Genomic DNA, 26400 nt, shown 5'->3' on the forward strand with positions numbered 1-26400 from the left:
GCTGGGGCTCAGCGGAGCAAGGCCGCGTCCGCCGCCTCGATGGTGTTCTGCATCAGCGTCGCCACCGTCATCGGCCCCACTCCGCCAGGCACCGGGGTGATCCAGCTAGCACGCTGCGCCGCCGCCTCGAAGCCGACGTCGCCGACCAGGCGACCATCGTCCAGGCGGTTGATGCCGACATCGATCACCACTGCACCGGGTTTGATCCAATCGCCCGGGATCAGCCCAGGCCGCCCCACCGCCACCACCAGGATGTCGGCATCGCGCACGTGCGTCTGCAGTACGTGCGCCGGGGTGAACTTGTGGCAGCAATTGACCGTGCAACCGGCGATCAGCAGTTCCAGCGCCATCGGCCGGCCAACGTGATTGCTGACCCCGACGATGGTCGCGTTGCGGCCACGTACCGGCTGGTCGGTGTGCGCCAGCAAGGTGACGATGCCGCGCGGAGTACAGGGTCGCAGGCCGAACTCGCGCAGCGCCAGGTGGCCGACGTTCTGCGGATGAAAACCGTCCACATCCTTGCGTGGGTCAATCCGGTGGATCAACCGACTCGCATCGGCAATGCCGGGGAGCGGCAACTGCACCAGGATGCCGTGGATCTTGGGATCGGCGTTGAGCTGATCGATCAACGCCAGCAACTCGGCCTCGCCGGTGCCCGCCGGCAGGTCGTAATCGAACGCCTCGATGCCGACTTTCTCTGCCGCGCGCCGCTTGTTGCGCACATATACGGTGGAGGCCGGATCGCCGCCGACCAACACCACCGCCAAACCGGGCCTGGGCTGCCCTGCAGCCAACCGGGCATCGACCCGTGTTTTCAGTTCATCGAGCAAATCTTCGGCGATGCGCCGCCCGTCGAGAATGCGGGCCGGAACGGAGGAGACAGGCGCAGAGTCGGTCATCGGGGCGAGCGGGTGTAGAGTCGGGGGACGCCCATTGTCCCCGATTCCATCATGACCGACACCACCCACATCGAGGCCGCCGCATTCCGTCGCTTGTTGCAGCACCTGAATCAAGACCGCACCGACGTGCAGAATATCGACCTGATGATCCTGGCCGGCTTCTGCCGCAACTGTCTGGCCGACTGGTACCGCGAGGCGGCAGCGACCGAAGGCCAGATTCTGAGCAAGGAACAGGCACGCGAGCGCGTTTACGGCATGCCATTTGCCGACTGGAAAGCGAAGTACCAGGCCGAAGCGACACCGGAGCAACTGGCCGCCTTCGCCGAGGCGCAGCGTCGGCATGGCTGACAAATCCATCCAGGGCATCCCCGGAAGCCATCGCCGACTGCGATAGCCCCCTCAGTGCGGCGTGCCGCAGAATTGCGCGTAATCGATATAACCTGGGAAAGGCCGCCCCGGCGCGCATAGCCGACAATGCGGATCGGCGGCCAGACGGGTCTCGCGGAAGCGCATCGCCAACGCGTCGACATGCAGCAAGCGCCCACTCAGCGACTCGCCAATGCCAAGCAACAGTTTCAGCACCTCGTTGGCCTGTAACAAGCCAACGATACCGGGCAGTACCCCCAGCACGCCTGCCTCGGCACAGTTGGGCGCAAATTCCGGCGCTGGCGGTTCCGGGAACAGACAGCGGTAGCATGGTGCCAGACCGCGCTGACGGCCAGCATCGAACACGCTGACCTGCCCCTCGAAACGCTGCACCGCGCCGTATACCAGCGGCTTGCCCAGCTTCACGCAAGCATCGTTGAGCAGGTAGCGTGCGGGAAAATTGTCCGAGCCATCCAGCACCACGTCCACCTCCTGCAGCAGGCGTTCGACGTTGTGCGCCGTGACCCGCTCACGCACCGCTTCCACCTGCACGCCCGGGTTCAGCGCGGCCAACGCCGTTGCCGCCGAGTCCACTTTGGGTTGCCCGATCCGCGCGTCGCTATGCAGGATTTGGCGCTGCAGATTGCTGCGCTCGACCACGTCATCGTCGGCGATGCGCAGATGCCCGACGCCGGCCGCGGCCAGATAGACACCGGCCGGAGAGCCCAGCCCACCGGCACCGACCAGCAGCACCCGTGCAGCCTGTAGACGACGCTGGCCGTCGATGCCGACCTCGGGTAGGCGCAGGTGGCGCGCATAGCGCTCCAGGAAATCCTGCTGCTCCGGCGCCAACGCCGGACGTTGCAGCGGCAAGCCCTCGCGCTGCCAGCCAGTGGTGCCACCTAGGACCGAGACAACCTGGCAATAGCCGAGCTGCTGCAGGAACGCGGCGGTCTCCTGCGAGCGCCTGCCGCTTTGACAGATCAGCAGGATCTCGGCGCTCCTATCGACATAGGCGGCCGGATCGGCCTGCAACTGCGCACGGGCCACACCAAGGGCACCTTCGGCCATGCCCAAGGCACGCTCGTGTTCCTCGCGGATATCAATCAGCCGCGCGCCCTGCGCAACGCGCGCATGGGCCTGTCGCGGCGTCAGTTCTCGAATGCTCATGGGGACATTATCGACGTAAACCGTATCGCCAATGCAGTGGCCTGCAATGCTCAGTAAGGCACCACCTCGACCACCTCGCCCGCCTCGAAACGACGCTCGCCTTCGTCCAGGCGCAGCAGCACATCGCTGTCGGCCGCGCCGCGCAACCGATGCGAGCCATCGGCCGGATTCGGCTCGACCCACAGTTGTCCGTATGCGTCACAGCGCATGCGCCCACGCAGGAACTCCAGTCGGTCGTGACGCTTGTCCCACGCGGTTGCAAGTCGGGCGCGCCAGGCGCGGTGAGGCTCGGCTCGTCGCTGTAGGGCGTCCAGCAATGGTCGGCCAATCGCCAAAAACGTCGCCAGCACCGATACCGGATTGCCGGGCAAGCCCAGGAACAAAGCATGATCCCATTCACCGAACAGCACGGGCATACCTGGGCGCATGCGTACCTTCCAGAAATGGACGCGACCGCGCTCGGCCAGCAACCGGGGCAGATAGTCCTTTTCGCCAGCGGACACGCCACCGCAGGTCAGTACCACGTCGAACGCCGACGCCGCATCGGCCAGCATGGCCTGGATACATAGCGGATCGTCCGGCAACGTTGGCCAGGCGGTGGGTGCCAGGCCGAGCAGGCGCAATTGCGCCATCAACATGTCGCGATTGCTGTTATAGATCTGTCCGGGCTGCAACGGCATGCCTGGCTCGACCAATTCGTCGCCGGTGGCAAACACCGCCACAGTCGGTCGCGCCGCGACGGAGAGCTGGGACACACCCAGTGCCGCAGCCAGGCCAATGCGCGAGGGCGTCAGCAGCATGCCAGGCTCAAGCACACGCTCGCTCGCACGCACGTCCTCGCCCTGGGCCCGCACATGCGCGCCACGGGCAGGCATCTGCGTGAACTCCACGCATCCGTCATGCTCGACCGCGTTTTCCTTGATGACCACCGTATCCGCCCCCAGCGGCAGCGGCGCGCCGGTGGTCACGCGCAGGCATTGGCCGGCAGCGATGGCCTGTTGCCGGTCGGTGCCAGCGAACTGCTCGCCAACAAGGCGCAGGGCATTGGGTGCGTCGGGTGTCAGGTCCGCATGGCGCAGCGCGAACCCATCCATCGCACTGTTGGCGAACGGCGGCAAATCGATCGGCGCCTCCAGCGGCTCCAACAGGATGCGACCATCGGTACGTTGCAACGCGAGCCGTTCGGCATTGACCGGACGCGTGCGTGCGGCGGCAACGACGATGGCCAACGCGTCCGCGTATGCGATTCGGGTGGCAGATTCGGTCTTGATCTCGGTCATGGCATCGGCAGGATACCCGCTACGGATAAATCCTGGGGCGTGTTGAGATTGCCGAGGACAAGATCGGGCAAGCGCAACGGGACCATGTTCAAACGCTGTTGTAGTCGCCACGGCGCATAGGCCGCCGCCGCCAGGGCGGCGTCCAGTGCGGGACGCAATGCGGCGAGTCGATACAAGGCCACCAACGGCTGCACTCCAGCCGCATCCTCGAGCCAGGTGCCATCGCCAGCCGCGCCCACTGCGGCCAACAGCGCCGGCAATGCCGGTGGCAACTGGCACGCATCCACCGGCACGGTCAGCAGCCAGGGCGTGGCGCAGGCAGCCGCCAAAGCGTCTACGCCGGCGATCGGACCAAGCGAACACGGTGCCTGGGCTGGTGCGTGAACCCGGTCCGGCACCGCCCGCAAACCGATGGCCGCGTAACGCGATAGATCGCGATTGGCACTGACCAGCACCGCTGCCACGCTCGGCGCGAGCGTCTGCGCAAGACGCTGCACCAACGGCTGGCCGTCGTGCTGCAGCCAGGCTTTATCGAGACCCCCCAAGCGTTGCGCACGACCACCGGCCAAGATGCCGAGGGTGATCGCACGCTGCGGGTCCATGCGCGGCTACTTGCCGCGCACGTGCTTCATCAAACGCCGCTTCTTGGCGATCTGGCGTTCGGTGAGCACGTTTTTCTTGCCTTCGTAAGGATTGGCGCCTTCGCGGAACATGAAACGCACCGGCGTGCCAACCAACTTGAAACGCTTGCGGAAGAAGTTTTCCAGATAGCGTTTGTACGACTCCGGCAAAACCTTCAAGCGAGTGCCGTGCACGATGAAGGTCGGCGGATTGCTGCCGCCCGGATGGACGTAGCGCAGCTTGGAGACATGGCCGCGAATACTCGGCGGCGGATTGCTCTCGTAAGCCACTTCCAGCGCCTGATTGACTTCGCTGGTGCTGAACTCGCGCACTGCCGAGGCATGGGCGTTATGGATGGCGCGAAATAGTTCGCGCAAACCCGACCCGTGCTTGGCCGAAATACGCACGGCTTCGGCCCAGGGCACAAAACCCAACTTGCGCGACAGCAATGCCTCGGCCTGTTCTCGCTGGTAGTCGGTCAGTCCGTCCCACTTGTTCACCGCCACCACCAGGGCACGGCCTGCATCCAGGATCGCCCCCAGCACGCTGGCGTCCTGATCGGTGACGCCTTCGCTGGCGTCGAGCAGAAGCACCGCCACCTCGCATTGCTCGATCGCCTGCAGCGTCTTGAACACGCTGAACTTTTCCACAGCTTCTTCGACCCGGCCACGGCGACGCAGGCCAGCGGTGTCGATCAAACGGTAAAGACGGCCATCGCGCTCCAGGTCCACCGCAATCGAATCGCGGGTGGTCCCCGGCACGTCGGAAGCGATCATGCGCTCCTCGCCCAGCAAGCGATTCACCAGGGTCGATTTGCCAACATTGGGGCGACCGACGAAGGCAATGCGCATGCGCCCAGGGTCGGTATCCAGGGTTTCGCCAGCGCCCTCTTCCGGCAATCGTGCCAGTACATCATCAAGCAGGTCGTCGATGCCCTGGCGATGCGCGGCGGATACCGCAATCGCCTCGCCCAGGCCGTAGCGCGCGAACTCGGCGCGGACCTGGTCTTCATCGGTGCCGTCGATCTTGTTGATGAGCAACAGCGTCGGCCGCGCCAGCTTGCGCAACCAGGACAGGATCTCATCGTCCAGCGAGGACGAGCCTTCGCGGCCATCGACCACGAACAGCACAAGATCGGCCTCGCCAGCGGCGGCACGGGCCTGACTGGCCGTAGCACCAGCCAGCCCCTCCTCTTCACCGGAAATACCGCCGGTATCGACGATCACAAACGGCGTCTCCGGCTGCAGCCGGCACACGCCGTAATGACGGTCGCGGGTCACGCCCGGCTGGTCGTGGACCAGCGCGTCGCGACTGCGCGTCAGCGCGTTGAACAACGTGGACTTGCCGACATTCGGCCGTCCAACCAGGGCGACCAGCGGCAGCATGGCGACGTCCTTCCCTTCTTATTGACCCAACCGGAACGCGGTCAGGTCGCCTTTCGTGTTTTGTATGAGCAAGATGCCATCGGCAACCACCGGTTGCGCCACCAGCGGCTTGCGCCCCACCCGCTCGCGCGCGGCGAACTCGCCGTTGTCGAGCTTGAGCCAATGCAGATAGCCCTTGTAGTCGCCGACAACCGCATAATCTCCATGAATTGCCACCCCGGTCAGCGAGCGGCGCGCCAGCGCCGGTTGCGACCACATCGCCGACCCGGATGCTTTGTCCAGCGCCCACACGGTGCCGGCATTGTCGGCCACCACCACGCTACCGGAGCTCACACCTACACCGCCGGCACCGCCATGATCGCGATCCCACAGTGGGCGACCACTTGGGCCTTCGAGCGCCACAGTATGGTTCTTGAAGCTGGTCGCATAGAGCGTTGTGCCATCGATTACCGGCGCACCATCCACATCGGACATGCGCTCAAGTTCGGTCCGACCTTCCGGCACAGCGATGGTCTGTTGCCACAGCACGCGGCCATCCTGCATCGCCAAGGCACTCAGGGTGCCGTCGTCGTTACCGATGAACAGCACACCTGGGCCGGCTACCACCGGTGCATTGCCACGTACAGTCAGACTCGGCAGTTCCTGCGCGTTGAACCAACGCTGCTGGCCGGTCGCGGCATCGAAGGCGGTGGTGCGGCCGTCGTTGCTACGCACGAATACCGTATTTTGTGCAATCACGGGTGCGGCGATCACTTCGTTGTGTACCTTGGCGTGCCACTTCTCGGTACCGTTGGTGGCATCGAGTGCGAGCACTTCGCCGTTCAGGCCACCGACGACCACCAGACCGTCGCCCACGCCCGGGCCACCAGCAAAGCGCGGCAGCGGACGATGCTTCTCCAAACGCTTGCGTTCCTTGGCCTGTTGCTTCTCATTGCGCAGACGCTGTTTGTAGGCCGCGCGCTCCTCCTTGGACAGGTTTTTGCCGGATTCGCTCTCTACCTGGCTCTTCGGCTGCTGCTCTACGACCTGCGACTGTTGTTCCTTGCGCGCCTTCTTGGCGTCGTATTCCCATAGCGACTTGCCGGTTTGCAAGTCCAACGCGTACACCGTGCCGGAGGCGGCAGCGACATACACCTTGCCATCGGCCACAACTGGATGCTGGCGCACGCCGATCCGACGCTCGCCTTTACCGACATCGGTGGACCAAAGTTTGACGACTTTGACAGTCGGGTTGAAATCGACCAATTCGGCTGGCTCGGCGGCTTTCTTGGCGGCGGAGTCCTTACCAGCGAACCACCCTTTGACCGTGCTGCAACCAGACAGCGTCAACCCCAGCAGCGCAACGAGCGCGACGCGCTTGAACATAACTACCTTCATCAGATCGGCTCCGCGGCATTCGGCACGCTGCCGCCCGCATCCATCAATTTTATTTCCAGCAAACTCCGCTGCGGCGCCGCCACATCCAGCCCAGCCAGCGACTTGACGTAAGCATCGCGCGCCGCATCTAGCTTGCCTTGTGCAACCAACGCATCGCCGCGAATTTCTAGGCTACGTGTATCGTCGGCCAAAGCGAGCAGCTTGAGCGCATCTGCGGGCTTATTGGCCTGAAGCAATAGAGAAGCCATACGCTGATCCACCAGTGGCTTCATCTCGGCATCGGCTTTGAGTGCACGTAGCGTTGCCAGCGCCGCGTCGTTCTTGTCCGCATCGGCCTGCGCCTTGGCCAGACGCAGCCCCGCCAATACGACATACATATCGGACGAGCCCTGCTGCAACTGCGCAAGGTCCTTAGCGGCCTTGTCAAGTTGCTTGGCCTCGATGCTCTTGAGCAGCGCCTCGTAACGCGAATTGGCCTGTGCCAAATCATCGGACCGGTGCTTGGCCCAGAATTGCCAGCCCAGAATTGCGCCAAGGCCCAGTAGGATGCCACCAATCAGGCCAGCGCCATTTTTTCTGAGCCAAGTGCGAACGCGTTCGCTTTGTTCGTGCTCGTCGAGCAGGTCGTCGATCGCCATGCGTACTCTCGCCCCACCGCTACGGCAGGGCATGGAATGTGGAAGGAGGAAACCGCGCTGCCGTCACTCGGAGGCAGGCACCACGGAACCATCAGAGGATACCGCAAAGCGCGCCACATTCGCGCGTCTGTAGGGAGTCAAATCCACCGTACTACCGGATTGCTGAACCTGAACCACCGAGGCATTACCCAAAACGACACGCCCGACTTGACCTGGCGCGTAGGTACGGTTCTCACCAGACTTGAGCATGGCCTTTTCGACCAACCTGCCGTCAGGCGCACTGACCTGCATCCAACTGTCCCCCTGAAAAGACAAGGTCAGCCCCCCCTTTGCGGTTTGCTCCTCATGCGGCAGAGGGGTCAGTGAAGCGATGTAAGGGGTCGCGCTCGGTGCAGAGTGATTGACCGCCTCGGCTGCCGCCGGAGCCGCACGCTCCTTGGCCACAGATGACACGCCAGGCGTCTGCACGGCAATTGGCCCGCTGGGCACCACATCGAGCGAAGCGGTGTTTGGGCCATCCTCGGCAAAATGGCTGCGTGTGGCATACCAGACAGGTATCGCCAGGCCAGCGGTGATCACCACGTACACCATCCGCCGGGTAGCGCTCTCGAAGATACGCCGCAGCGGTCGGGTATGCGTATGACTGATCAAATCGACCGGTTGTACGGGCGCAATCTGTGCGGCCTGCAACAACGGATCGAGATCCACGCCAAGCAAACGCGCATAACTGCGCAACTGACCTCGCACGAAGACCGGGGCACCGAGGCGCTCCCACTCTTCCGATTCGAGCGCCTGTATGACATGCATTGGCATACGCAGAGTGCTGCCAGCGTCGTCGATGCTCAGACCCGCCGCCTCGCGTGCATCGCGCAGTTGTTGCCCGCAGCCTTTGGCACAACCGAAAACGTTAGGATTTGAATCATTGCTCACTATGGATTATTCCCAGATATCGTGGTCGCAGCATTGGGAAACTCCTTACGCAACCTCTGTTGATAACGACTGGAGGCGGCCTTGTCCCCCAGCCCTTGCTCAATTTTCACGGCGAGTTGTAGCACGGAAGAATTAGCAGGCGCAGCGGCAATGCGTCGTTCTGCGAACGCGCGCGCCTCGAAAAAGTGCCCCTGCGCAAGCTCATCTCGCGCCATTGCCTCCAAGGCATAGGGATTATTCGGTTCCATTGCCAGCGCCTTGCGCAGATCGCGCAGGCCGCGCTCGCGCTGCCCGACCTGCAACGCGCAGCCACCGGCATTTGCCAGTGCCGACGCCGGCGTGGGGTAATCCGGCACCGCCAGTGCCCGGTCGAACCAGGCCAGCGATTCAGCCGCAGCGCCGTTCGCGCATAGCCAAGCGCCGTAATTATTCAAGGTTTCGCCGCTATCCGGAGCCAGTTCGGCAGCCCGACGATAATGCTCGCCAGCAACAGCATGTGCGTCGCGACGATCCGCGATCACCGCTAACAATGTGTGCGCTTGCACAGAGTTGGCATCCAACGTCAGCGCTTTGTTGGCGTACTTCTCGGCGTCATCCAAATCGCCGGAACCGAGCCGGTTCACCGCCAACCCAAGTTGCTCCTCCAGTATGAAGCGCGACTTGACTGCCCGGCTGTCGTGGAAGTGGTAATCCGGCTGCACCTGCTCGACGGTACGTAATTTGCCGGACTTGGCGGCAAGCCAGTTACAACCCGGCAACGCCAGCAGCGCCGTCAGGATCACGGCGATGGTCAAATGGCGGCTAGGTTGTCGCATCCTGCTCCGCCCGCGTCTGCAGTTCGCGCTGGAACTGGGCCTGGCGACGGGTCCGGTCCATGACCTGCCCCTTGAGTTGCCCGCACGCCGCATCGATATCGTCGCCGCGTGTGCGCCGCACCATCGTCAATACCTGCGCATCCAGCAATATCTTCTGGAAGGCGCGAATCTCGGTTTCGCCGGAGCGCGTGTAGCGTGTGCCCGGAAACGGATTGAACGGAATCAGATTGACCTTACCAGCGTTGGCGGCTTGCACCGCGTTATCGAACTGGCGCATCAGCCGCGCCAATTGCCGCGCGTGCTCGGGCTGGTCATTGATTCCCTTCATCAGGGTGTACTCGAAAGTCACCGATTCACGACGCTTATTAGCTCGCAGATAGCGCGCGCAAGCCGCCATCAATTCGGCGATCGGATACTTCTTGTTGAGCGGCACCAGTGTTTCGCGCAAGGCGTCGTTCGGCGCATGCAGCGAGACGGCCAAAGAAACGTCGCTCTCGCCGGATAAACGATCAATTTGCGGCACCAATCCCGAGGTCGACAGGGTCACGCGCTTATTGGCAAGGCCGTAACCCAAATCGTCGCGCATGACGCTCATCGCACGCACGACATTATCGAAATTCATCAGCGGCTCACCCATGCCCATCATCACCACGTTGGTGAGACGGCGCTGCTGGTGCGGCACGTTGCCCAGATGCCGCGCCGCCACCCACACCTGGCCGACGATCTCGGCAGTGGACAGGTTGCGATTGAAGCCCTGGGTCGCGGTGGAACAGAAACTGCAATTCAACCCGCAACCGACCTGCGAGGACACGCACAAGGTGCCGCGGCCCTTGTCGGGGATATAGACGGTCTCGATCGCATTCTTACCATCCACGCCCATGGCCAACAGCCATTTGTGGGTGCCGTCTGCAGAAGGTTTATCGAACACGACGTTGGGGACGACGACCTCGGCATGTTGCTGCAACTTGGCTCGCAGCGCCTTGCCGAGATCGGTCATTTGCTCAAAATCGGTGACGTAGCGGTGGTGGATCCACTTCATCACCTGATGGGCACGATAGCGTGCTTCGCCGAGGGTTTCGGCGAAGAAACGCTCCAGGCCCTCGCGATCAAGGTCGAGCAGATTCTGTTTGGCTGCCGCGCCGCTGGGAAGCGGATCGGCAAGCACCAACGGAGGATGGACGACCTCGTTCACGACGAACCTCGAGTCAGCGCGACACCACTTCGGTGGCAGCAAAGAAATAAGCCACTTCATTAACGGCATTTTCGACCGAATCTGAACCATGCGCGGCATTGGCGTCGATCGAATCGGCGAAGTCTGCGCGAATTGTGCCCGGAGCCGCGTCCTTCGGATTGGTGGCGCCAAGCAGTTCGCGATGTGCAATCACGGCGTTTTCCCCCTCCAGTACCTGGATCATCACCGGACCGGAAATCATGAACTCGACCAGCGCATTGAAGAACGGACGCTCGCGGTGCACAGCGTAGAAGCCCTCGGCCTCCAGGCGCGAGAGTTGCTTGTACTTGGCGGCAACGATCTTCAAGCCAGCTTTCTCGAAGCGGGAATAAATCTCGCCGATGACATTCTTGGCGACGGCGTCGGGCTTGATGATAGACAGGGTGCGCTCCAGCGCCATGGGACGTTCTCCGTTGGGCGGGTCACTCTCGACCCGAAGTTAAGATTAAAAAACCCGTGCCAAAACGCGGGCTTAGCTAGGATTCAGATGGACGATTCTATCCAATTGCGACGTGCTTTGCACGGCTGCGGCTGAATTGTGCTGCAAGGCAGCATGACGGACCCAGCGACCCAGCCTAGAATCAAACAATCGTTTGATTGATTTTGGCGATCACATGACAAAGCAGGTGCATTTCTCGACCAAGGCTCGCATCCTCAGCGCGGCCGAGGAACTGTTCGCCCAGCATGGCTTCTCCGGCACCTCGCTACGACAAGTCACCAGCCAAGCCGACGTCAATATCGCGGCGGTGAATTACCACTTCGGCTCCAAGGAAAACCTGGTCAACGAGGTGTTCCGCAGGCGGATGGACGAAATGACCTCCGCGCGCATGACCCAACTGGAAACCGCCAAGCGTGAGCATCCCGGTGAACTCGGCCCGGTGCTTGCCGCCTTCGTGGAACCAGCACTGGCAATGGCGCAGGAACACCAGAGCGGCGGTGCCTTCGTCCGGGTGATCGCCCGCGCCTATGCCGAGAACAACGACAGCCTGCGCCAGTTCCTGTCCGACCACTACGGCCACGTGCTGCGCGAATTCGCCAAGGCGATCGCGGCCTGCGTGCCCGGGTTGAGCAAACAGGAGCTCTACTGGCGCCTGGATTTCCTGGCCGGTGCTCTGACCTACGCCATGGCCGATTTCGGCCTGATCAAGCGTCCCGCCGGTGTCAGCGAAAGCGCACACCGCGCCCACGCCGCAAGCGAACTCATCCGTTTCGCCGAAGCGGGTTTCCTTGCCCACTGCGCACATTCGCTCCCGCACCCCCTGACCCACAGAGGCTGATCGCTATGTCCAACCCCCTGCTAGTCCGCCGCGCCGCCGTCCTGGGCGCGGGCGTGATGGGCGCACAGATCGCTGCGCACCTGACCAACGCTGGCGTCGACACCGTGCTGTTCGACCTTGCCGCCAAGGACGGCCATCCCGATGGCATCGTCCTCAAGGCCATCGCCAACCTGACCAAGTTGAGTCCTGCGCCGCTGGCCAGCCCTATCCTGGCCGAGTCCATCGCATCGGCCAACTACGATACGGGCCTGGAACAACTGCGCGGCTGCGACCTGATCATCGAGGCCATCGCCGAGCGCATGGACTGGAAGCAGGATCTCTATAAGAAGATCGCGCCGTTCGTGGCCGAGCATGCGGTACTTGCCTCCAACACATCCGGCCTTGGCATCAACGCGCTATCGGAGGTGTTGCCGACGCAATTGCGCCCCCGCTTCTGCGGCGTGCACTTCTTCAATCCGCCACGTTACATGCACCTGGCCGAGCTGATTCCAGCCAAGCACACCGACGCGGCGTTGCTGCAAGGCCTGGAGACCTTCCTGACCACCACCCTGGGCAAGGGAGTGGTCTACGCCAAGGACACTCCGAATTTCATCGGCAACCGCATCGGCGTGTTCTCGATCCTGTCCACGATCCACCACACCGAGCAATTCGACCTGGGCTTGGACGAGGTGGACGGCTTGACCGGCCCGCTGATCGGTCGTCCCAAGTCGGCCACATACCGCACCTGCGACGTGGTCGGCCTGGACACCATTGCACATGTGGTCAAGACCATGGCAGACACCTTGCCGCAGGATCCTTGGCACGCGTTCTTCAAAACGCCGAAGTGGCTGGAGGCCCTGATCGGCAAAGGCGCGCTTGGTCAGAAGACCGGCGCAGGCCTGTTCCGTAAGCTCGGCAAGGACATCGTGGTGTTGGACCTGCAAAAACAGGACTATCGCCCGGCCCAGCGCGGCGCCACGGCGGACGTGGTAGAGATCTTGAAGATCAAGCATCCGGCGGAAAAGTTCGCCAAGCTGCGTGAAAGCCCGCATGCGCAGGCGCAGTTTCTGTGGGCAACCTTTCGCGACCTGTTCCACTACAGCGCCTATCACCTGGACGACATCGCGCAGACCGCGCGCGACGTGGATCTGGCAATGCGCTGGGGCTACGGCTGGACGCTGGGGCCGTTCGAGACCTGGCAAGCGGCTGGCTGGAAGCAGATCGCGCAGTGGATCGCCGAAGACATCGCCACCGGCAAGAGCATGAGCAGCGCGCCGCTGCCGAACTGGGTGTTCGATGGCCGCGACGGCGTGCATGCCGCCGAGGGATCCTACAGCCCCGCACGCGATACCAAACTACCGCGCTCGGCACTGCCGGTATACAAGCGCCAGCGTTTCCCCGATGCGCTGCTGGGCGAGACGTTCCCGCAAGGCGAAACCGTGTTCGAGAACGACGGCCTGCGCCTGTGGCACGACGGCGACGACATCGCCGTGGTCAGTTTCAAGACCAAGATGAACACCGTTTCCGACCAAGTACTGGACGGCCTGCAGGAGGCCGTTCGTCGCGCAGAGAAAGACTTCAAGGCCATGGTGTTGTGGCAGCACAAGGAGCCCTTCTCCGCCGGTGCCGACCTGGCGGGCGCCCTGGGCCTGCTGCAGGCCGGCAAGCTCGACGCGTTCGAAGCCATGGTCGCCAATTTTCAGGCCACCAGTCAGTGCCTGAAGTACGCGCTAGTGCCCGTGGTTGCGGCAGTACGCGGGCTAGCCTTGGGCGGCGGCTGCGAGTTCCAGATGCACAGCGCCAAGACCGTGGCCACACTGGAAAGCTACATCGGCCTGGTCGAGGCTGGCGTGGGCCTGCTGCCGGCCGGCGGCGGCCTGAAGGAGATCGCGCTGCGCGCCTCGCAAGCGGCGGCAGCCACCGGAGGCGACGTATTTACCGAACTGAAGAAAATCTTCGAAACCGTCGCCATGGCCAAGGTCTCGACCTCGGCCGTCAACGCCAAGGAACTTGGCCTGCTGCGCGGGACCGACCAGGTCGTATTCAACAGCGACGAGTTGCTGTACATCGCCAAGGCGCAGGCCCGCGCCCTGGCCGAAGGCGGCTACCGCCCCCCGTTGCCGGCGCGACGCATCCAGGTCGCCGGCGACGTCGGCATCGCCACCTTCAAGATGTTGCTGGTCAACATGCTGGAAGGCCGCTTCATCAGCGAATACGACAACGAGATCGCAACCCGCATCGCCACCGTATTGTGCGGCGGCGAGGTCGATCGCGGTGCGCTGGTGGACGAGCAATGGCTGCTCAAGCTCGAACGCAAGCACTTCGTCGAACTGGCGCAACAGGAGAAAACCCAGGCACGTATCGACCACATGCTCAAGACGGGCAAGCCGTTGCGGAATTGATTGAAGCCGGGCACCGAATCTCAGGTAACAGACCCGACACCCACACTCCCCGTCATTCGAGAACTCCGCCAATGACCAGACAGATCCAAGACGCTTACATCGTCGCCGCCACCCGCACCCCAGTCGGCAAGGCGCCCAAGGGCATGTTCCGCAACACGCGTCCGGACGACATGCTGGCGCATGTGCTGCGCGCGGTGGTCGCGCAGGCGCCGGGCATCGACCCTGCACGCATCGACGACGCGATCATCGGCTGCGCCATGCCCGAAGGCGAGCAAGGCATGAACGTGGCGCGCATCGGCGTATTACTGGCCGGCCTGCCGAACTCGGTCGCCGGGCAGACCATCAACCGTTTCTGTTCCTCTGGCCTCCAGGCAGTGGCGCTGGCCGCCGACCAGATTCGCTTGGGCAACGCCGATCTGATACTAGCTGGCGGCACCGAATCGATGTCGATGGTGCCGATGATGGGCAACAAGGTCGCCCTGTCGCCGCAGGTATTTGTCGAGGACCACGTCGCCATCGCCTACGGTATGGGCATCACCGCCGAGAAGGTGGCAGAGCAATGGAAAGTGTCGCGCGAGGATCAGGACGCCTTCGCCCTCGCCTCGCACCAGAAAGCCATCGCGGCGATCGCCGCAGGCGCGTTTCGCGAGGAGATCACGCCTTACGACATCGTCTCGCACCAACCCGATCTGGCTGGCAACGTCATCGCGCTGCGCAACACGCGCGTGGACACCGATGAAGGTCCGCGCCCGGATAGCTCGCTGGAGGGACTGGCCAAACTGCGCCCGGTGTTCCGCAACGGCCAATTCGGCGGCAGCGTCACGGCCGGCAACTCCTCGCAGATGAGCGATGGCGCCGGTGCGCTGCTACTGGCTTCGGAGCAGGCGATCAAGGACTACGGGCTGACGCCGCTGGCGCGTTTCGTGAGTTTCGCGGTCGCGGGCGTACGCCCGGAGGTGATGGGGATTGGACCGATCGAGGCGATTCCGAAAGCCCTCAAGCAGGCTGGCCTGCGCAAGGAACAACTGGACTGGATCGAACTCAACGAGGCCTTCGCCGCGCAAGCGCTGGCAGTGATACGCGACAGTGAGCTGGACCCATCCAAGGTCAATCCACTGGGCGGCGCGATTGCGTTGGGTCATCCGCTCGGTGCCACCGGGGCCATTCGCACCGCCACCCTCGTGCATGGACTGCGCCGACATCAGCAAAAATACGGCATGGTCACCATGTGCATCGGCACCGGCATGGGCGCTGCAGGCATCATCGAGGCACTGTGATCCATCCGTGATGGGGACCAGCGCATCATGGGCCTGAAGAGGTATCCATACTGCACGACGCATGGTCAAATCATTGCCTGCGCGCTTGCAGCTTGCTTGCCTGCGCCTGGAACGTTCGCTCAATGGCTGCGGCCAGCAGCTCCAGAGGATAAAAAGCAGCCTCGCGGCTGCTTTTTATTTCCATGAAAAACATGACGGCGTCTCGACTCCACGCATGATGCGTTAGCTGGAGGGAGCGCCGAACCCGGCTTAGTCTTCCGCCAGCATCTGAGTGAGTTTCTCGCGCGCTGGCTTGGCAAGCTTCTTGTTTTCCAAAGCGAAACGGATGGTCGCTTCGACCAGACCCAGATGAGTACCACAATCGAAACGGGTCCCTTCGAAACGATAGGCGTCCACTTGTTCGCTCTTCAACAACGTCGCGATCGCGTCGGTGAGCTGGATCTCGCCACCGGCACCAGTCCCAGTGCCTTCCAACAGTTCAAAGATCTTCGGGCTGAGTACGTAACGCCCCACCACGGCCAGATCGCTCGGCGCGTCTGCCGGCTTGGGCTTTTCTACGATCTGTTTGATACGGCCCTTGCGGCCATCGAACACATCCGTTGCCACGATGCCATAGCTGGCGGTGTTCTCGTGCGGTACGTCCTCCACGGCGATCACGCTTGCACCACTGGCAGCGTTGAGATCGGCCATCTGCTTGAGCGCGCCGTCACCTCGGTTCCAGATCAGATCATCCGGCAACAGCACCGCAAATGGCTCGTCACCGACGACCGACTTGGCGCACAGGACCGCATGCCCCAGGCCCAAGGCTTCTGCCTGGGTGACGAAGATCGCGCGCACGCCATCGGGCAGCACATGGCGGATCATCTCCAACTGTTCGTGCTTGCCAGCCCGCTCGAGCTTCTGCTCCAGTTCGTAGGCCTTGTCGAAATAATCCGCGACCGCATGCTTATAGCGATTGGTCACGAAGATCAACGTATCGCATCCGGCCTCGATCGCCTCATCCACAGCGTACTGAATCAACGGCCGATCAATGATCGGCAGCATTTCTTTGGGGACGGTCTTGGTGGCAGGAAGGAAGCGGGTACCCAGACCTGCGACCGGAAATACTGCCTTGCGGATTCTCTTGCTCATCAGAGCCTTCTGGCCTCGCGTGCGGGAAATGGAACAATCGTAGCTGAGCCCTCGTGAGCGCCTTGCTGACGCAAGGGCGTGAATTCGGGCATGGTCGTGCGCAGTACCTGTTCGATGGTTTCGCTATCGTAGTCGGCGACCGCGGCACGCAACTGCTGCAGGCCACGCAACACGTCTTCGCGTGAAAAACTGCGCACACCGGCCTCAAGAATCTTCGGATGCGAGGTGGGACGATAGTCCTCGTCGGAATAGAAGAGCGTCTCGTGCAATTTCTCGCCCGGACGTAGGCCGGTGTAGAGGATTGCGATATCGCGCCCGGGCTGTTTGCCCGCCAAACGGATCATCTGCTCGGCAAGCAAGCGAATCGGCACTGGCTCGCCCATGTCCAGGGTGTAGATCGCGCCCCGCGAGGCCGACGCAGCCGCCTGCACGATCAACTGACAGGCCTCAGGAATGGTCATGAAATAACGCGTCACCTGCGGATCGGTCACCGTGACCGGGCCGCCCTGGCGGATCTGCTCGCGGAATAGCGGTACCACACTGCCAGCCGAGTCGAGCACATTGCCGAAGCGCACCGTCACGAAACGCGTCCCTACCGATTGATCGTCCAACGACTGGCACACCATTTCCGCATAGCGCTTGGAGGCACCCAGGACATTGACCGGGTTGACGGCCTTGTCGGTGGAAATGAACACGAAGGTCGAGACATTGGCGGCAACGCAAGCGCGCGCCACATTCTCGGTCGCCAGCACATTGTTGCGGACCGCTTCGCGGAACTGCCCCTCCAGCAACGGCACCTGCTTGTAGGCGGCGGCATGGAACACCGCATCCGGTTCGGCCACGCGCATCGCGTGAAGGATCACCGCCGGATCGCCGCAGTCGCCGAGAACGCAGTCGATTTCCAGATCAGGGAAGGTGCGACGCAGATCGGCATGGATGGTGATCAACGCCAATTCGTCGATCTCCAGCAACAGCACCTTGCGCGCACCATGACGCGCGCACTGCCGACACAGTTCCGAGCCGATCGAACCACCGGCACCTGTCACCAGGACGGTGCGCCCGGAGAGCCAGCCTTTGATCAATTTCCAGTCAGGCTTCACCGGCTTGCGCCCGAGCAGGTCCTCGATCGCGACTTCCTTCAGCTCGCCAGGCAGATAGTGGCCCTCAAGCACATCGACCAGGCGCGGCACCGTGCGGAACGGCAGACCGGTGCTTTCACACAGTGCAACCACACGCTGCATGCCCACGGCGTCCAACGACGGGATTGCGATCACCAACAGCTTGGCTGCGGTTTCCTTGGCGATCTGCCCAGCTTCGTCGATACGGCCAAGGATCGGCAAGCCCTGCAGCTTGGCTCCATGCAGATGTCCGGCGTCATCCACAAAGCCGACCGGATGGTAAGCACCGGAACGGCGCAAATCGCGTACCAACGCCTCGGCAGCGCGCCCGGCGCCGACGATCAGCACACGTCGCGCCGTCTCGTCCGAGTGCGCAATCTGATAATCCTTCCACGCGCGGTAAAGCAGGCGCGGCGCACCCAACAACGCCGACAGCGCGAACGGATAGACCATCAGCACCGACAGTGGAATTGCGTCAAAACGGCTGTATGCCAGCCCCAGGACGATGGCGATCAGCCCATAAAAGCTGGCTTTGAAGATATTCAGCAGATCGGGAACGCTCGCGAAGCGCCACAGACCGCGGTACAAACCCACTTTCCACAGCACCAAGCCCTGCGCCAGCAGCACAATTGCCGTATTCAGATTCCACAGCGGTAGTGGATGTTCGCCTGGCAGCATCGTGTAGCGCAAAGCATGCAACAACTGCCAGCAAATCCACACAATGACAAGATCGTGGACAACCACGGAAATCTTGGGCAACAGCTCGGTGATTCGGTCGCGAGTGGAAAGCATCAGTAATCCATGAGAGTTCAGCGTATTCCCTTACGCAAAGCTAGCCAAAGCACAGCTACCGAAAAAAACCAGGCGATCGCCAGACTCGCTTGCCACGCCATTCCCAGGCTTAAACCTAGACTAGCGATTGTAATTGCCAGGATGCTGAACAGAGCGTATGCAAAGGTAACTGTCGTGTGACTTCTCCCAGTATGTACCCAGCGCTGGTAAAAATGTTGCACGTGCGGTTGCCACCAACGTTCGCCAGCCAACATGCGCGAAAAAAGTGTGCATCCGGCATCAATCGCGAATGCCGAGAGCGGTATCGCGAATAACCAGGGTATATGCCCGGAGACCAGCCCCCCCCAGGCGAATAGCCCGGCGATCAGGTAGCCGAGTGCGCCGCTGCCGACGTCGCCGAGGAAAATCCGTGCTCGCGGATAGTTGAACGGCAAAAAGCCGGCGCAGCTCACCAACAGCACCCAACAGGGCCAACGAGACCAGACGGGGAGCAGGCAGGCAAACCCCAACGCCGCCAGTATCGCCTGACTGGCCGCCAAGCCATTGATGCCATCCATGAAATTCCAAATATTTATCAAAGAAACCGTTGCCAGCCAGGTCAATCCTGTCAGCAACATCGACTGGCTCGACCTGTAGACAAGTGCAGCAAGCAGACTCGCCGCCAATACATGCACCAGCAAACGCCACGCGGCCGACAGTGGTCGGTGATCGTCCCACCAACCGATTCCCGCGACCAGGAGCAGGCCTGCCGCAAAAACAGTCGCGTCGACGGCATGAGCCGGCCAGTGCGCCGCTGCCCAGCCGCAGGCGACCAACACCGCCACCACAATCGCTATCCCGCCGCCGCGCGGCGTCGCCACGGTATGGCTGCGACGCTCGCCGGGTGCATCCATCAACTTGCGTTTGATCGCGTAGTGGCGCGACAACCAAGTGCCGGCAGCACTCAGCGCCGCCAGCGCGAGGAGCATTGTCCCTACCGCGACCTGCACTTACACCACCGCGTAGTTAAGCAGGGGCTTGACCGTCCCCCATTCCTTGCAACTAGGGCATTGCCAGTGGTGAGTCCGCGCACCGAACCCGCAGCGGGTGCAACGGTAGCTGGGATTGCGCACCAGCAACTGGTCGGTGATGTGCTTGAGGTCCTGCAGAGTGGCGGTGGAGTCGGCACCCTCGGCCAGGGTCAGGTCGATCAGGGCCGACTCGCCACGCACCGATGGCCGATCCTTGAGCTGACGGCCCAGATAGGTCCGTGCAGCGGAAACGCCCTCCTGCGATTCCATCAAGCGGGTCAGCGCCAACACCGGAGCGATGCCGCGATAGTGTTCGGTCATCTCCGACAAGAACGCACGCGCGCCGCTAAGATCGTTGCCACGGCGGTAGCACTCCATCAATGCCGGCATGATCTCGGGCAAGTAGTCCGGATCGTGGCGAGCCGCGCGTTCGAAGGCGCGGATCGCAGCGTCGTTATTGCCGGCATCGACATCGATGCGGCCCTCCAGAATGCCGGCACGCACCGACTTGGCGTCCGCCTGGTAGGCCCGCGCGATCGCCGCGCGCGCCAGATCCTGCTTGCCGGAAGCAAGACAACGGTCGGCCAGCTCGCATTCGAACTGCGCAATCAGCTTGCCCATCGGCTCGCCGGTCACCTCTTCGTACCGTGTGGCGTTATCGATGGCTTTTTCCCAGTCGCGCTCGGCCTGGTAGATGCTGATCAGGTGCTTGAGCGCCTGTGGGGCACGCTGGTCGATCTGCGCCAGTTCGCTGAACACGGTTTCGGCCCGGTCCAACAGGCCGGACTTCATATAGTCCTCGCCCAGAGCCAGCAACGCCTGTACACGTTGCGCGTCACTGAGGTCAGTCCGCTGTACCAATCCCTGATGCAGACGGATCGCACGGTCCACTTCACCGCGGCGACGGAACAGGTGTCCGAGCGCGACCTGTGTCTCGAACGTTTCCTTGTCCAGTTCGGCGATATGCAAAAACAGTTCGATTGCCTTGTCGGGCTGCTCGTTGAGTAAGTAGTTCAAGCCACGGAAATACGTGCTGGACAGACGGCTGACCTGGGAATCGCCGTGGCGCTGACCGCCACGACGGCCAATCACCCAGCCGCTCAGCGCCGCCAGCGGCAGAAACAGGAAGAACCAGAACCATTCGGTTAGAAAGTCCATCGAAGATCAGCGTCCGTCTACAGTCTAAAGATGGGAGGAAACCGGCGCAGCAACCGCGTTGGCGGCCTTGTTGGCGCGGCGCAGCTTGGCGTACAGCGGGATCGCGACCATGACCAGTACCGATGCCGCACCGATGACCACGCCAGCGAACAGCGACACAATGATGGCGATGCCGGAAGTGGTGGCAAGCGCACTAACACCGAAATTGATGACGATCGGCTGCGAATTGAGCGAACCGACGACCAGACCGGCAACTAGAAACACCAGCAATATCAGCAGTCGGACGATTTTCATGAGGAACTCCAGCGCCGGGAGACAGCAGATTAGCCCAACGGGCGTGGATTGCAGCAACCGCAGGATGCAGGTCTAGAGCGCGTCGGACTCAATCGGGACAACGGCACTGACACGCTCGCGCAACTCCTTGCCGGGCTTGAAATGCGGCACGTGCTTGCCGGGAAGCGCAACGGATTCGCCGGTTTTGGGATTGCGACCTAGGCGCGGCGGCCGGTAATGCAAGGAAAAACTACCGAAACCGCGGATTTCGATACGGTCGCCGCCTGACAAGGCACCGCCCATCATTTCCAACAACGACTTCACGGCCAGATCGACGTCATCCGACTTCAAATGCACTTGCTTGCGCGCCAGGATTTCGATCAGCTCGGATTTGGTCATACGGATTCGTGCAGTGGAGGCGAAACCTAGTACGGCCCGGAATAACCGGGCCGTACCAGTAACGCTGCGTGTGACGGATTACTCGGACTTGTTGCCGTTCAACTGCGCACGCAACAGCGCGCCCAATTGTGTGGTGCCGCCAGATGCTGACTGATATTCCTCCAGCACTTCACGCATTTCGGCATCGTCCTTGGCCTTGATCGACAGCTGCAGGGTGCGGCCCTTGCGATCCATGCCCACGAACTTGGCTTCGATCTTGTCGCCGACCTTCAGGTGCTGGCTAGCGTCGTCGACACGCTCGTTGGCGATATCGCGTGCAGCGACGTAGCCTTCGATGCCATCGGCCAGATCGATCATGGCGCCCTTGGCATCCACTTCGCGAACAACGCCCTCGACCTTCGAGCCCTTCGGGTTGGCCGCCATGTACTGACCGAACGGATCCTGCTCCAACTGCTTGACGCCCAGGCTGATGCGCTCGCGCTCCGGGTCCACTGCCAGCACCACGGCTTCCAGCATGTCGCCCTTCTTGAAGTTGCGCACGATGTCTTCGCCGGTGGTGTTCCAGCTGATGTCGGACAGGTGCACGAGGCCGTCGATGCCGCCATCCAGGCCGATAAAGATACCGAAATCGGTAATCGACTTGATCTGGCCGGACACCTTGTCGTTCTTCTTGTGGGTAGCAGCGAAGGTTTCCCACGGATTGGCGGCGACCTGCTTCATGCCCAGCGAGATGCGGCGACGCTCTTCGTCCACGTCCAGCACCATCACTTCGACCTCGTCACCGACCTGCACGACCTTGGACGGGTTGACGTTCTTGTTGGTCCAATCCATTTCCGACACGTGCACCAAGCCTTCCACGCCCGGCTCGATCTCCACGAACGCGCCGTAATCGGTGACGTTGGAAACCTTGCCGAACACGCGGCTATTGGCCGGATAACGGCGGGCAATGTTGTCCCACGGATCCTCGCCCAGTTGCTTCAGACCCAGGCTGACGCGGTTACGCTCGCGGTCGAACTTGAGTACGCGCACGTCCAGCTCGTCGCCGACGTTGACCACTTCGGACGGATGACGCACACGCTTCCAGGCCATGTCGGTGATGTGCAGCAGGCCATCGATGCCGCCCAGATCCACGAACGCGCCGTAGTCGGTCAGGTTCTTGACCACACCCTTCAGGATCGTTCCCTCCTGCAACTTATCCATCAGCTGCTCGCGCTCTTCCGAGTGCTCGCTCTCGACCACGGCACGACGCGAAACCACGACGTTGTTGCGCTTGCGGTCCAGCTTGATCAGCTTGAATTCCAGTTCCTTGCCTTCCAGGTAGGCCGGGTCGCGCACCGGGCGCACATCCACCAGCGAACCGGGCAGGAACGCGCGGACATCCTTGATATCCACGGTAAAACCACCCTTGACCTTGCCGCTGATGCGGCCGAGGATGGTTTCGTTCTTCTCCAACGCTTCTTCCAGCTCGTCCCACACCATGGCGCGCTTGGCCTTCTCGCGCGACAGCACGGTCTCGCCGAAGCCGTTCTCGAGCGAGTCGAGCGCGACCTTGACCAAGTCGCCTTCGGCGACGTCGATCTCGCCAGCGTCGTTACGGAACTGCTCGATCGGCACAATGCCTTCGGACTTCAGGCCGGCGTTGATCACCACCACATCGCCGCGAACTTCCACGACGGTGCCGGTGACGATGGCGCCTGGCTTCAGCTTGGCCAGATTGGCTTGACTGGCTTCGAACAGTTCGGCAAAAGATTCGGTCATTTGAAATTACTCTAGTGGACACACGGACAGGGCGTTTCTCGATGGAAACGGCGACTGCCCACCCTGGTTAGTCGGCCCAAACGGCGGCCGGGTGTGGAGTGGAAAAACCGCAACGCACGATTGCGCGGCGGAGCCTTGGAACTACGATTTGGAACGCGTGACGCTTGCGGGTCTTGCGAACGACGGGCACGGCACCGATGGCTCGCTTGCCACCGCACCACCCTACGCACCGCTCAGACGTGCAACAACAACTGCATGACGTGGCCCACAACCTGGTCGATGTCCATACCGGTGGTATCGAGGAGGACGGCATCGTCTGCCGGCCTCAGCGGCGCCACTGCGCGCTGGGCATCGCGTGCGTCGCGGGCCATGATCTCGCGCAGCAGGTCACCGAATATAACGGAAACCCCTTTTTCCTTCAACTGCTTATGCCGTCGCTGGGCGCGTTCCTCGGCACTGGCGGTCAGGAAGACCTTGCAGGGCGCATCGGGGAAAATCACCGTCCCCATGTCGCGCCCATCGGCCACCAGTCCAGGCGGGCGGCGAAATGCGCGCTGCCGCTGCTTCAGCGCCGAGCGCACCTCCGGGATGGCGGCAATCGCCGAGGCCACCGCGCCAGCGGTTTCCAGACGCAACTCATCGGTGGCGTCAACGCCATTGACCAGAACCCGCAAACCACGGTCGGCAACCTCTTCGAAGTCCACACGGGTATCGAAGGTACAGCGCACCAGCGCGGCAGCATCGGAGATGTCCAGATGGGCCCAACTGGCCGCGACTCCGACTGCCCGATACAGCGCACCCGAATCCAGGTAATGCCACCCAAGTCGCGCGGCGACGATGCGGCTGACGGTACCTTTGCCGGCCCCGGATGGACCATCGAGAGTCAGGACGGGAGCGGGTTCGTTCATGCGGTTCCTCGGAGCATTGGCCGTGCATTGTAACGCCGACCTCCACCCGGCTGGCGCAACCAGTTGAAACAATGAAGAAAAACAGGCTATGATTGTTGGCTTACCCATCTAGCGGCATGGACTTTGTCCGTACCGCCTCCCTTCGAATCCACACGTTTACGCCGAGGTGTGCCATGAAAGTCCTTTCCTCCCTGAAGTCGGCGAAGGCCCGTCACCGCGACTGCAAGGTGGTCCGCCGCCGCGGCAAGGTCTTCGTGATCAACAAGACCAACCCCCGCTTCAAGGCGCGCCAGCGCTGATTGCAAGACCGCTCGCATCGCCGCGCCTGGCGTAGCGATGGCCGATCTTGGACGAAAGCCGCCTTCGGGCGGTTTTTTGTTGCCGAAGTTTGCTGTAATCGTTCTTCGTCCTCTGGGGAGTAACCGTGATGAAGCAAAGTTTGTCCATTTTGCCGCTGCTGATCGCCCTAGGCCTAGCGGGCGGTGTCCACGCCGAGACGCTGCTTGTGGAGCGGGTCAAGCAGGAACCTGTCGCATCGATGCCGACGCGCGGGCTGAGCATGGCCCAGGTGCAGGCACGCTACGGCACCCCGCAGCAGACGCTGGAACCACGTGGCGGCCAAAAGCGGCAGTGGCCGACCATCAACCGCTGGGTCTACCCTGCTTTCACCGTGTACTTCGAGAAGCAAAAGGTCGTCGACGTGGTCGCCAACAAGGTGGACCCGAACGAGATCGGCCCCAAACCGGCGATCCGTTGACGCGTACCCGCAGCCAACGTTCTCGACAACGGCCAACCCCACCAAGCCAGGGCATACCGCTGGCGGCAGCGGCCAAGCCGATGCCTCTAGCGACGAACGGCTGAGCGCAAGCGCTCGCATGGCGCGATGCGAGAAATTGATTCATCGCCCGACTTCGGTCGGGCAGTACTTGAGCGACGATCCAGCATGAGCGACAACCTCCGTCTTCCAGCAGAATGGGAACCCCAATCCGCTATTTTGATCGCCTGGCCGCATGCCGGCACCGACTGGGCCGCGCGCCTGGCCGAGGTCGAGGAGACCTACATCGCGCTAGTCGCGGGGATCGTGCGTTTTCAGCATGTCGCGATCTGCGTCGCCGACACCGATCTGCAGATCTATGCCGAGGCACGACTGCGCTCGGCACGGGTGGACATGCAGCGGGTGCGATTCGTGGAGGCCCAATACGATGACACCTGGCTGCGCGATTCCGGCCCAATCACCCTGACGCGCACGGACGGCGGCTTTCAGTTGCTGGATTTCCGCTTCACTGGATGGGGCGGAAAATTCCAGGCGAGCCTGGACGACCAACTGGTGAGCCTGCTCGCCGAGCACGGACTGTTCGCCGAAAGTACCGTGCGCCGTATCGATTTCGCGCTGGAAGGTGGAGCCATCGATTGCGATGGCGCCGGCACCTTGCTGACCACTTGGAAATGCCTGCACGAGCGGCATCCGCAGCGCACGCGCGCCTCGCTCAGCCACGATCTGGCCGACTGGCTGGCACAGCAGCGGGTGCTGTGGCTGGAGCACGGCTACCTGGAAGGCGACGACACCGATGCACATATCGACACCCTCGCCCGCTTCGCCAGTGAGGATGCGATCGTCTATCAGGCCTGCGACGACGCCGACGATTCGCATTACGCCGAACTGCAGGCAATGGGAGCCGAACTGGCCGCATTGCGCACTGTCGACGGACGTCCTTACAGACTGTTCCCACTGCCTTGGGCGCAGCCGGTGATCGACCAAGGCAGGCGCCTGGCCGCGTCCTATGCCAATTTCCTGATCGTCAATGGCGCAGTGCTGATGCCCGCCTACGGCGATGCCGCCGATGCACAGGCGCAGGCGGTGATGGCACAGGCGTTCCCACAGCATGAGATCGTACCGATCCCATGCCGGGCATTGATCTGGCAGAACGGCAGCCTGCACTGCATCACCATGCAGTTGCCCGCGGGGGCACTTGCGGACTGAAGGTGCGCTCGCATGGCCTGCTTGGCCGCATGTGCAGGAGCATCGCTCGCACCCTGCATCGAGCACCAAGCAGCCGCCAATGGCAATGCACCCGATGAGTCTGGTGCGCTAACGCAAATACCCGACCGAGACACCGCGCTCCGACCTCTGTGCCTGTACCCACAGTTCATCAGCCCAGGCGCTGCCGCGCGGGCATCCGCGTTACCATGCGTGCTTTCGCCGATC

General features: G+C 62.4%; 27 protein-coding genes. 7 read left to right on the forward strand and 20 right to left on the reverse strand.

Annotated elements, in window-relative coordinates; translation table 11 throughout:
- Window positions 1-8: 8 nt before the first annotated feature.
- Window positions 9-899: a bifunctional methylenetetrahydrofolate dehydrogenase/methenyltetrahydrofolate cyclohydrolase FolD gene (gene folD / locus XALGPE39_RS06910; protein WP_045727540.1), complete on the reverse strand. Its 891-nt coding sequence runs from the start codon at window positions 897-899 to the stop codon at window positions 9-11.
- Window positions 900-950: 51 nt separating this feature from the next.
- Between folD and XALGPE39_RS06915 the strand changes: the two genes are divergently transcribed.
- The gene (locus XALGPE39_RS06915) at window positions 951-1247 is read left to right on the forward strand and encodes a DUF1244 domain-containing protein (protein ID WP_045727541.1); all 297 of its coding nucleotides are present in this window, start codon (window positions 951-953) and stop codon (window positions 1245-1247) included.
- Window positions 1248-1298: 51 nt separating this feature from the next.
- On the opposite strand, the gene moeB is transcribed toward XALGPE39_RS06915, so the two are convergent.
- The 10 genes from moeB to ndk all read right to left on the reverse strand — a co-directional run bounded on the left by moeB (window position 1299) and on the right by ndk (window position 11112).
- Window positions 1299-2468, reverse strand: coding sequence for a molybdopterin-synthase adenylyltransferase MoeB (gene moeB, locus XALGPE39_RS06920; RefSeq protein WP_255352741.1), 1170 nt, complete (start codon window positions 2466-2468; stop codon window positions 1299-1301).
- 17 nt (window positions 2469-2485) lie between these two features.
- Window positions 2486-3715, reverse strand: coding sequence for a gephyrin-like molybdotransferase Glp (gene glp / locus XALGPE39_RS06925; RefSeq protein ID WP_045727543.1), 1230 nt, complete (start codon window positions 3713-3715; stop codon window positions 2486-2488).
- Complete coding sequence (locus tag XALGPE39_RS06930; protein ID WP_045727544.1) at window positions 3712-4317, reverse strand: NTP transferase domain-containing protein; 606 nt, start codon at window positions 4315-4317, stop codon at window positions 3712-3714. The genes glp and XALGPE39_RS06930 overlap by 4 nt, the downstream gene beginning before the upstream one ends.
- 6 nt (window positions 4318-4323) lie before the next feature.
- On the reverse strand, window positions 4324-5721 hold the full coding sequence (gene der / locus XALGPE39_RS06935) for a ribosome biogenesis GTPase Der (RefSeq protein ID WP_045727545.1): 1398 nt from the start codon (window positions 5719-5721) through the stop codon (window positions 4324-4326).
- An 18-nt stretch (window positions 5722-5739) separates the two neighbouring features.
- A complete protein-coding gene (gene bamB, locus XALGPE39_RS06940) occupies window positions 5740-7098 on the reverse strand; it encodes an outer membrane protein assembly factor BamB (RefSeq protein WP_045727546.1) in 1359 nt (452 codons plus the stop codon).
- Entirely contained in the window at window positions 7098-7736 is a 639-nt protein-coding gene (locus XALGPE39_RS06945; protein ID WP_045727547.1) for a tetratricopeptide repeat protein, read from the reverse strand. The genes bamB and XALGPE39_RS06945 overlap by 1 nt, the downstream gene beginning before the upstream one ends.
- A gap of 63 nt (window positions 7737-7799) precedes the next feature.
- The gene (locus tag XALGPE39_RS06950; RefSeq protein WP_045727548.1) at window positions 7800-8666 is read right to left on the reverse strand and encodes a RodZ domain-containing protein; all 867 of its coding nucleotides are present in this window, start codon (window positions 8664-8666) and stop codon (window positions 7800-7802) included.
- On the reverse strand, window positions 8666-9454 hold the full coding sequence (pilW, locus tag XALGPE39_RS06955; protein ID WP_200893908.1) for a type IV pilus biogenesis/stability protein PilW: 789 nt from the start codon (window positions 9452-9454) through the stop codon (window positions 8666-8668). The genes XALGPE39_RS06950 and pilW overlap by 1 nt, the downstream gene beginning before the upstream one ends.
- Window positions 9455-9467: 13 nt before the next feature.
- Window positions 9468-10673, reverse strand: a complete 1206-nt coding sequence (rlmN, locus tag XALGPE39_RS06960; RefSeq protein ID WP_045727550.1) for a 23S rRNA (adenine(2503)-C(2))-methyltransferase RlmN — start codon at window positions 10671-10673, stop codon at window positions 9468-9470.
- 13 nt (window positions 10674-10686) lie between these two features.
- A complete protein-coding gene (gene ndk, locus XALGPE39_RS06965; protein ID WP_045727551.1) occupies window positions 10687-11112 on the reverse strand; it encodes a nucleoside-diphosphate kinase in 426 nt (141 codons plus the stop codon).
- Between the two features lie 214 nt (window positions 11113-11326).
- Here ndk and XALGPE39_RS06970 point away from each other — a divergent pair, with 214 nt between their 5' ends.
- The 3 genes from XALGPE39_RS06970 to XALGPE39_RS06980 all read left to right on the forward strand — a co-directional run bounded on the left by XALGPE39_RS06970 (window position 11327) and on the right by XALGPE39_RS06980 (window position 15647).
- A complete protein-coding gene (locus XALGPE39_RS06970) occupies window positions 11327-11989 on the forward strand; it encodes a TetR family transcriptional regulator (protein WP_045727552.1) in 663 nt (220 codons plus the stop codon).
- Between the two features lie 5 nt (window positions 11990-11994).
- Window positions 11995-14370 carry a 3-hydroxyacyl-CoA dehydrogenase/enoyl-CoA hydratase family protein gene (locus tag XALGPE39_RS06975; RefSeq protein WP_045727553.1) on the forward strand — a complete coding sequence of 792 codons (2376 nt, stop codon included), beginning with the start codon at window positions 11995-11997 and terminating at the stop codon, window positions 14368-14370.
- 71 nt (window positions 14371-14441) lie between these two features.
- Complete coding sequence (locus tag XALGPE39_RS06980; RefSeq protein WP_045727554.1) at window positions 14442-15647, forward strand: acetyl-CoA C-acyltransferase; 1206 nt, start codon at window positions 14442-14444, stop codon at window positions 15645-15647.
- Window positions 15648-15717: 70 nt separating this feature from the next.
- Here the strand turns inward: XALGPE39_RS06980 and XALGPE39_RS16580 are convergent, their stop codons facing one another.
- The 9 genes from XALGPE39_RS16580 to cmk form a co-directional block, all read right to left on the reverse strand.
- The gene (locus XALGPE39_RS16580; protein ID WP_255352720.1) at window positions 15718-15840 is read right to left on the reverse strand and encodes a hypothetical protein; all 123 of its coding nucleotides are present in this window, start codon (window positions 15838-15840) and stop codon (window positions 15718-15720) included.
- 56 nt (window positions 15841-15896) lie between these two features.
- Window positions 15897-16778 carry a UTP--glucose-1-phosphate uridylyltransferase GalU gene (gene galU, locus XALGPE39_RS06985; protein ID WP_045727555.1) on the reverse strand — a complete coding sequence of 294 codons (882 nt, stop codon included), beginning with the start codon at window positions 16776-16778 and terminating at the stop codon, window positions 15897-15899.
- A complete protein-coding gene (locus tag XALGPE39_RS06990) occupies window positions 16778-18688 on the reverse strand; it encodes a nucleoside-diphosphate sugar epimerase/dehydratase (protein ID WP_045727556.1) in 1911 nt (636 codons plus the stop codon). The genes galU and XALGPE39_RS06990 overlap by 1 nt, the downstream gene beginning before the upstream one ends.
- Window positions 18689-18705: 17 nt before the next feature.
- The gene (locus XALGPE39_RS06995; RefSeq protein ID WP_200893864.1) at window positions 18706-19656 is read right to left on the reverse strand and encodes a glycosyltransferase family 4 protein; all 951 of its coding nucleotides are present in this window, start codon (window positions 19654-19656) and stop codon (window positions 18706-18708) included.
- A gap of 21 nt (window positions 19657-19677) precedes the next feature.
- On the reverse strand, window positions 19678-20856 hold the full coding sequence (lapB, locus tag XALGPE39_RS07000; protein WP_045727558.1) for a lipopolysaccharide assembly protein LapB: 1179 nt from the start codon (window positions 20854-20856) through the stop codon (window positions 19678-19680).
- A gap of 24 nt (window positions 20857-20880) precedes the next feature.
- Window positions 20881-21150 carry a lipopolysaccharide assembly protein LapA domain-containing protein gene (locus XALGPE39_RS07005; protein WP_045727559.1) on the reverse strand — a complete coding sequence of 90 codons (270 nt, stop codon included), beginning with the start codon at window positions 21148-21150 and terminating at the stop codon, window positions 20881-20883.
- 72 nt (window positions 21151-21222) lie between these two features.
- Entirely contained in the window at window positions 21223-21528 is a 306-nt protein-coding gene (locus XALGPE39_RS07010) for an integration host factor subunit beta (RefSeq protein ID WP_045727560.1), read from the reverse strand.
- A 78-nt stretch (window positions 21529-21606) separates the two neighbouring features.
- Window positions 21607-23286 (reverse strand): 30S ribosomal protein S1, encoded by a 1680-nt coding sequence (gene rpsA / locus XALGPE39_RS07015; protein ID WP_045727561.1) that lies wholly within the window; start codon window positions 23284-23286, stop codon window positions 21607-21609.
- A 233-nt stretch (window positions 23287-23519) separates the two neighbouring features.
- On the reverse strand, window positions 23520-24194 hold the full coding sequence (cmk, locus tag XALGPE39_RS07020; protein ID WP_045727562.1) for a (d)CMP kinase: 675 nt from the start codon (window positions 24192-24194) through the stop codon (window positions 23520-23522).
- Between the two features lie 173 nt (window positions 24195-24367).
- On the opposite strand from cmk, the gene ykgO reads away from it, so the two are divergent.
- From ykgO to XALGPE39_RS07035, 3 genes are all read left to right on the forward strand, one after another.
- On the forward strand, window positions 24368-24493 hold the full coding sequence (gene ykgO, locus XALGPE39_RS07025) for a type B 50S ribosomal protein L36 (RefSeq protein ID WP_003468676.1): 126 nt from the start codon (window positions 24368-24370) through the stop codon (window positions 24491-24493).
- A 128-nt stretch (window positions 24494-24621) separates the two neighbouring features.
- The gene (locus XALGPE39_RS07030; RefSeq protein WP_045727563.1) at window positions 24622-24951 is read left to right on the forward strand and encodes a hypothetical protein; all 330 of its coding nucleotides are present in this window, start codon (window positions 24622-24624) and stop codon (window positions 24949-24951) included.
- Window positions 24952-25137: 186 nt separating this feature from the next.
- The gene (locus tag XALGPE39_RS07035; protein WP_045727564.1) at window positions 25138-26175 is read left to right on the forward strand and encodes an agmatine deiminase family protein; all 1038 of its coding nucleotides are present in this window, start codon (window positions 25138-25140) and stop codon (window positions 26173-26175) included.
- Window positions 26176-26400 lie beyond the last annotated feature (225 nt).

This window comes from Xanthomonas sp. GPE 39, from assembly GCF_000963005.1.
GTDB lineage: Bacteria > Pseudomonadota > Gammaproteobacteria > Xanthomonadales > Xanthomonadaceae > Xanthomonas_A.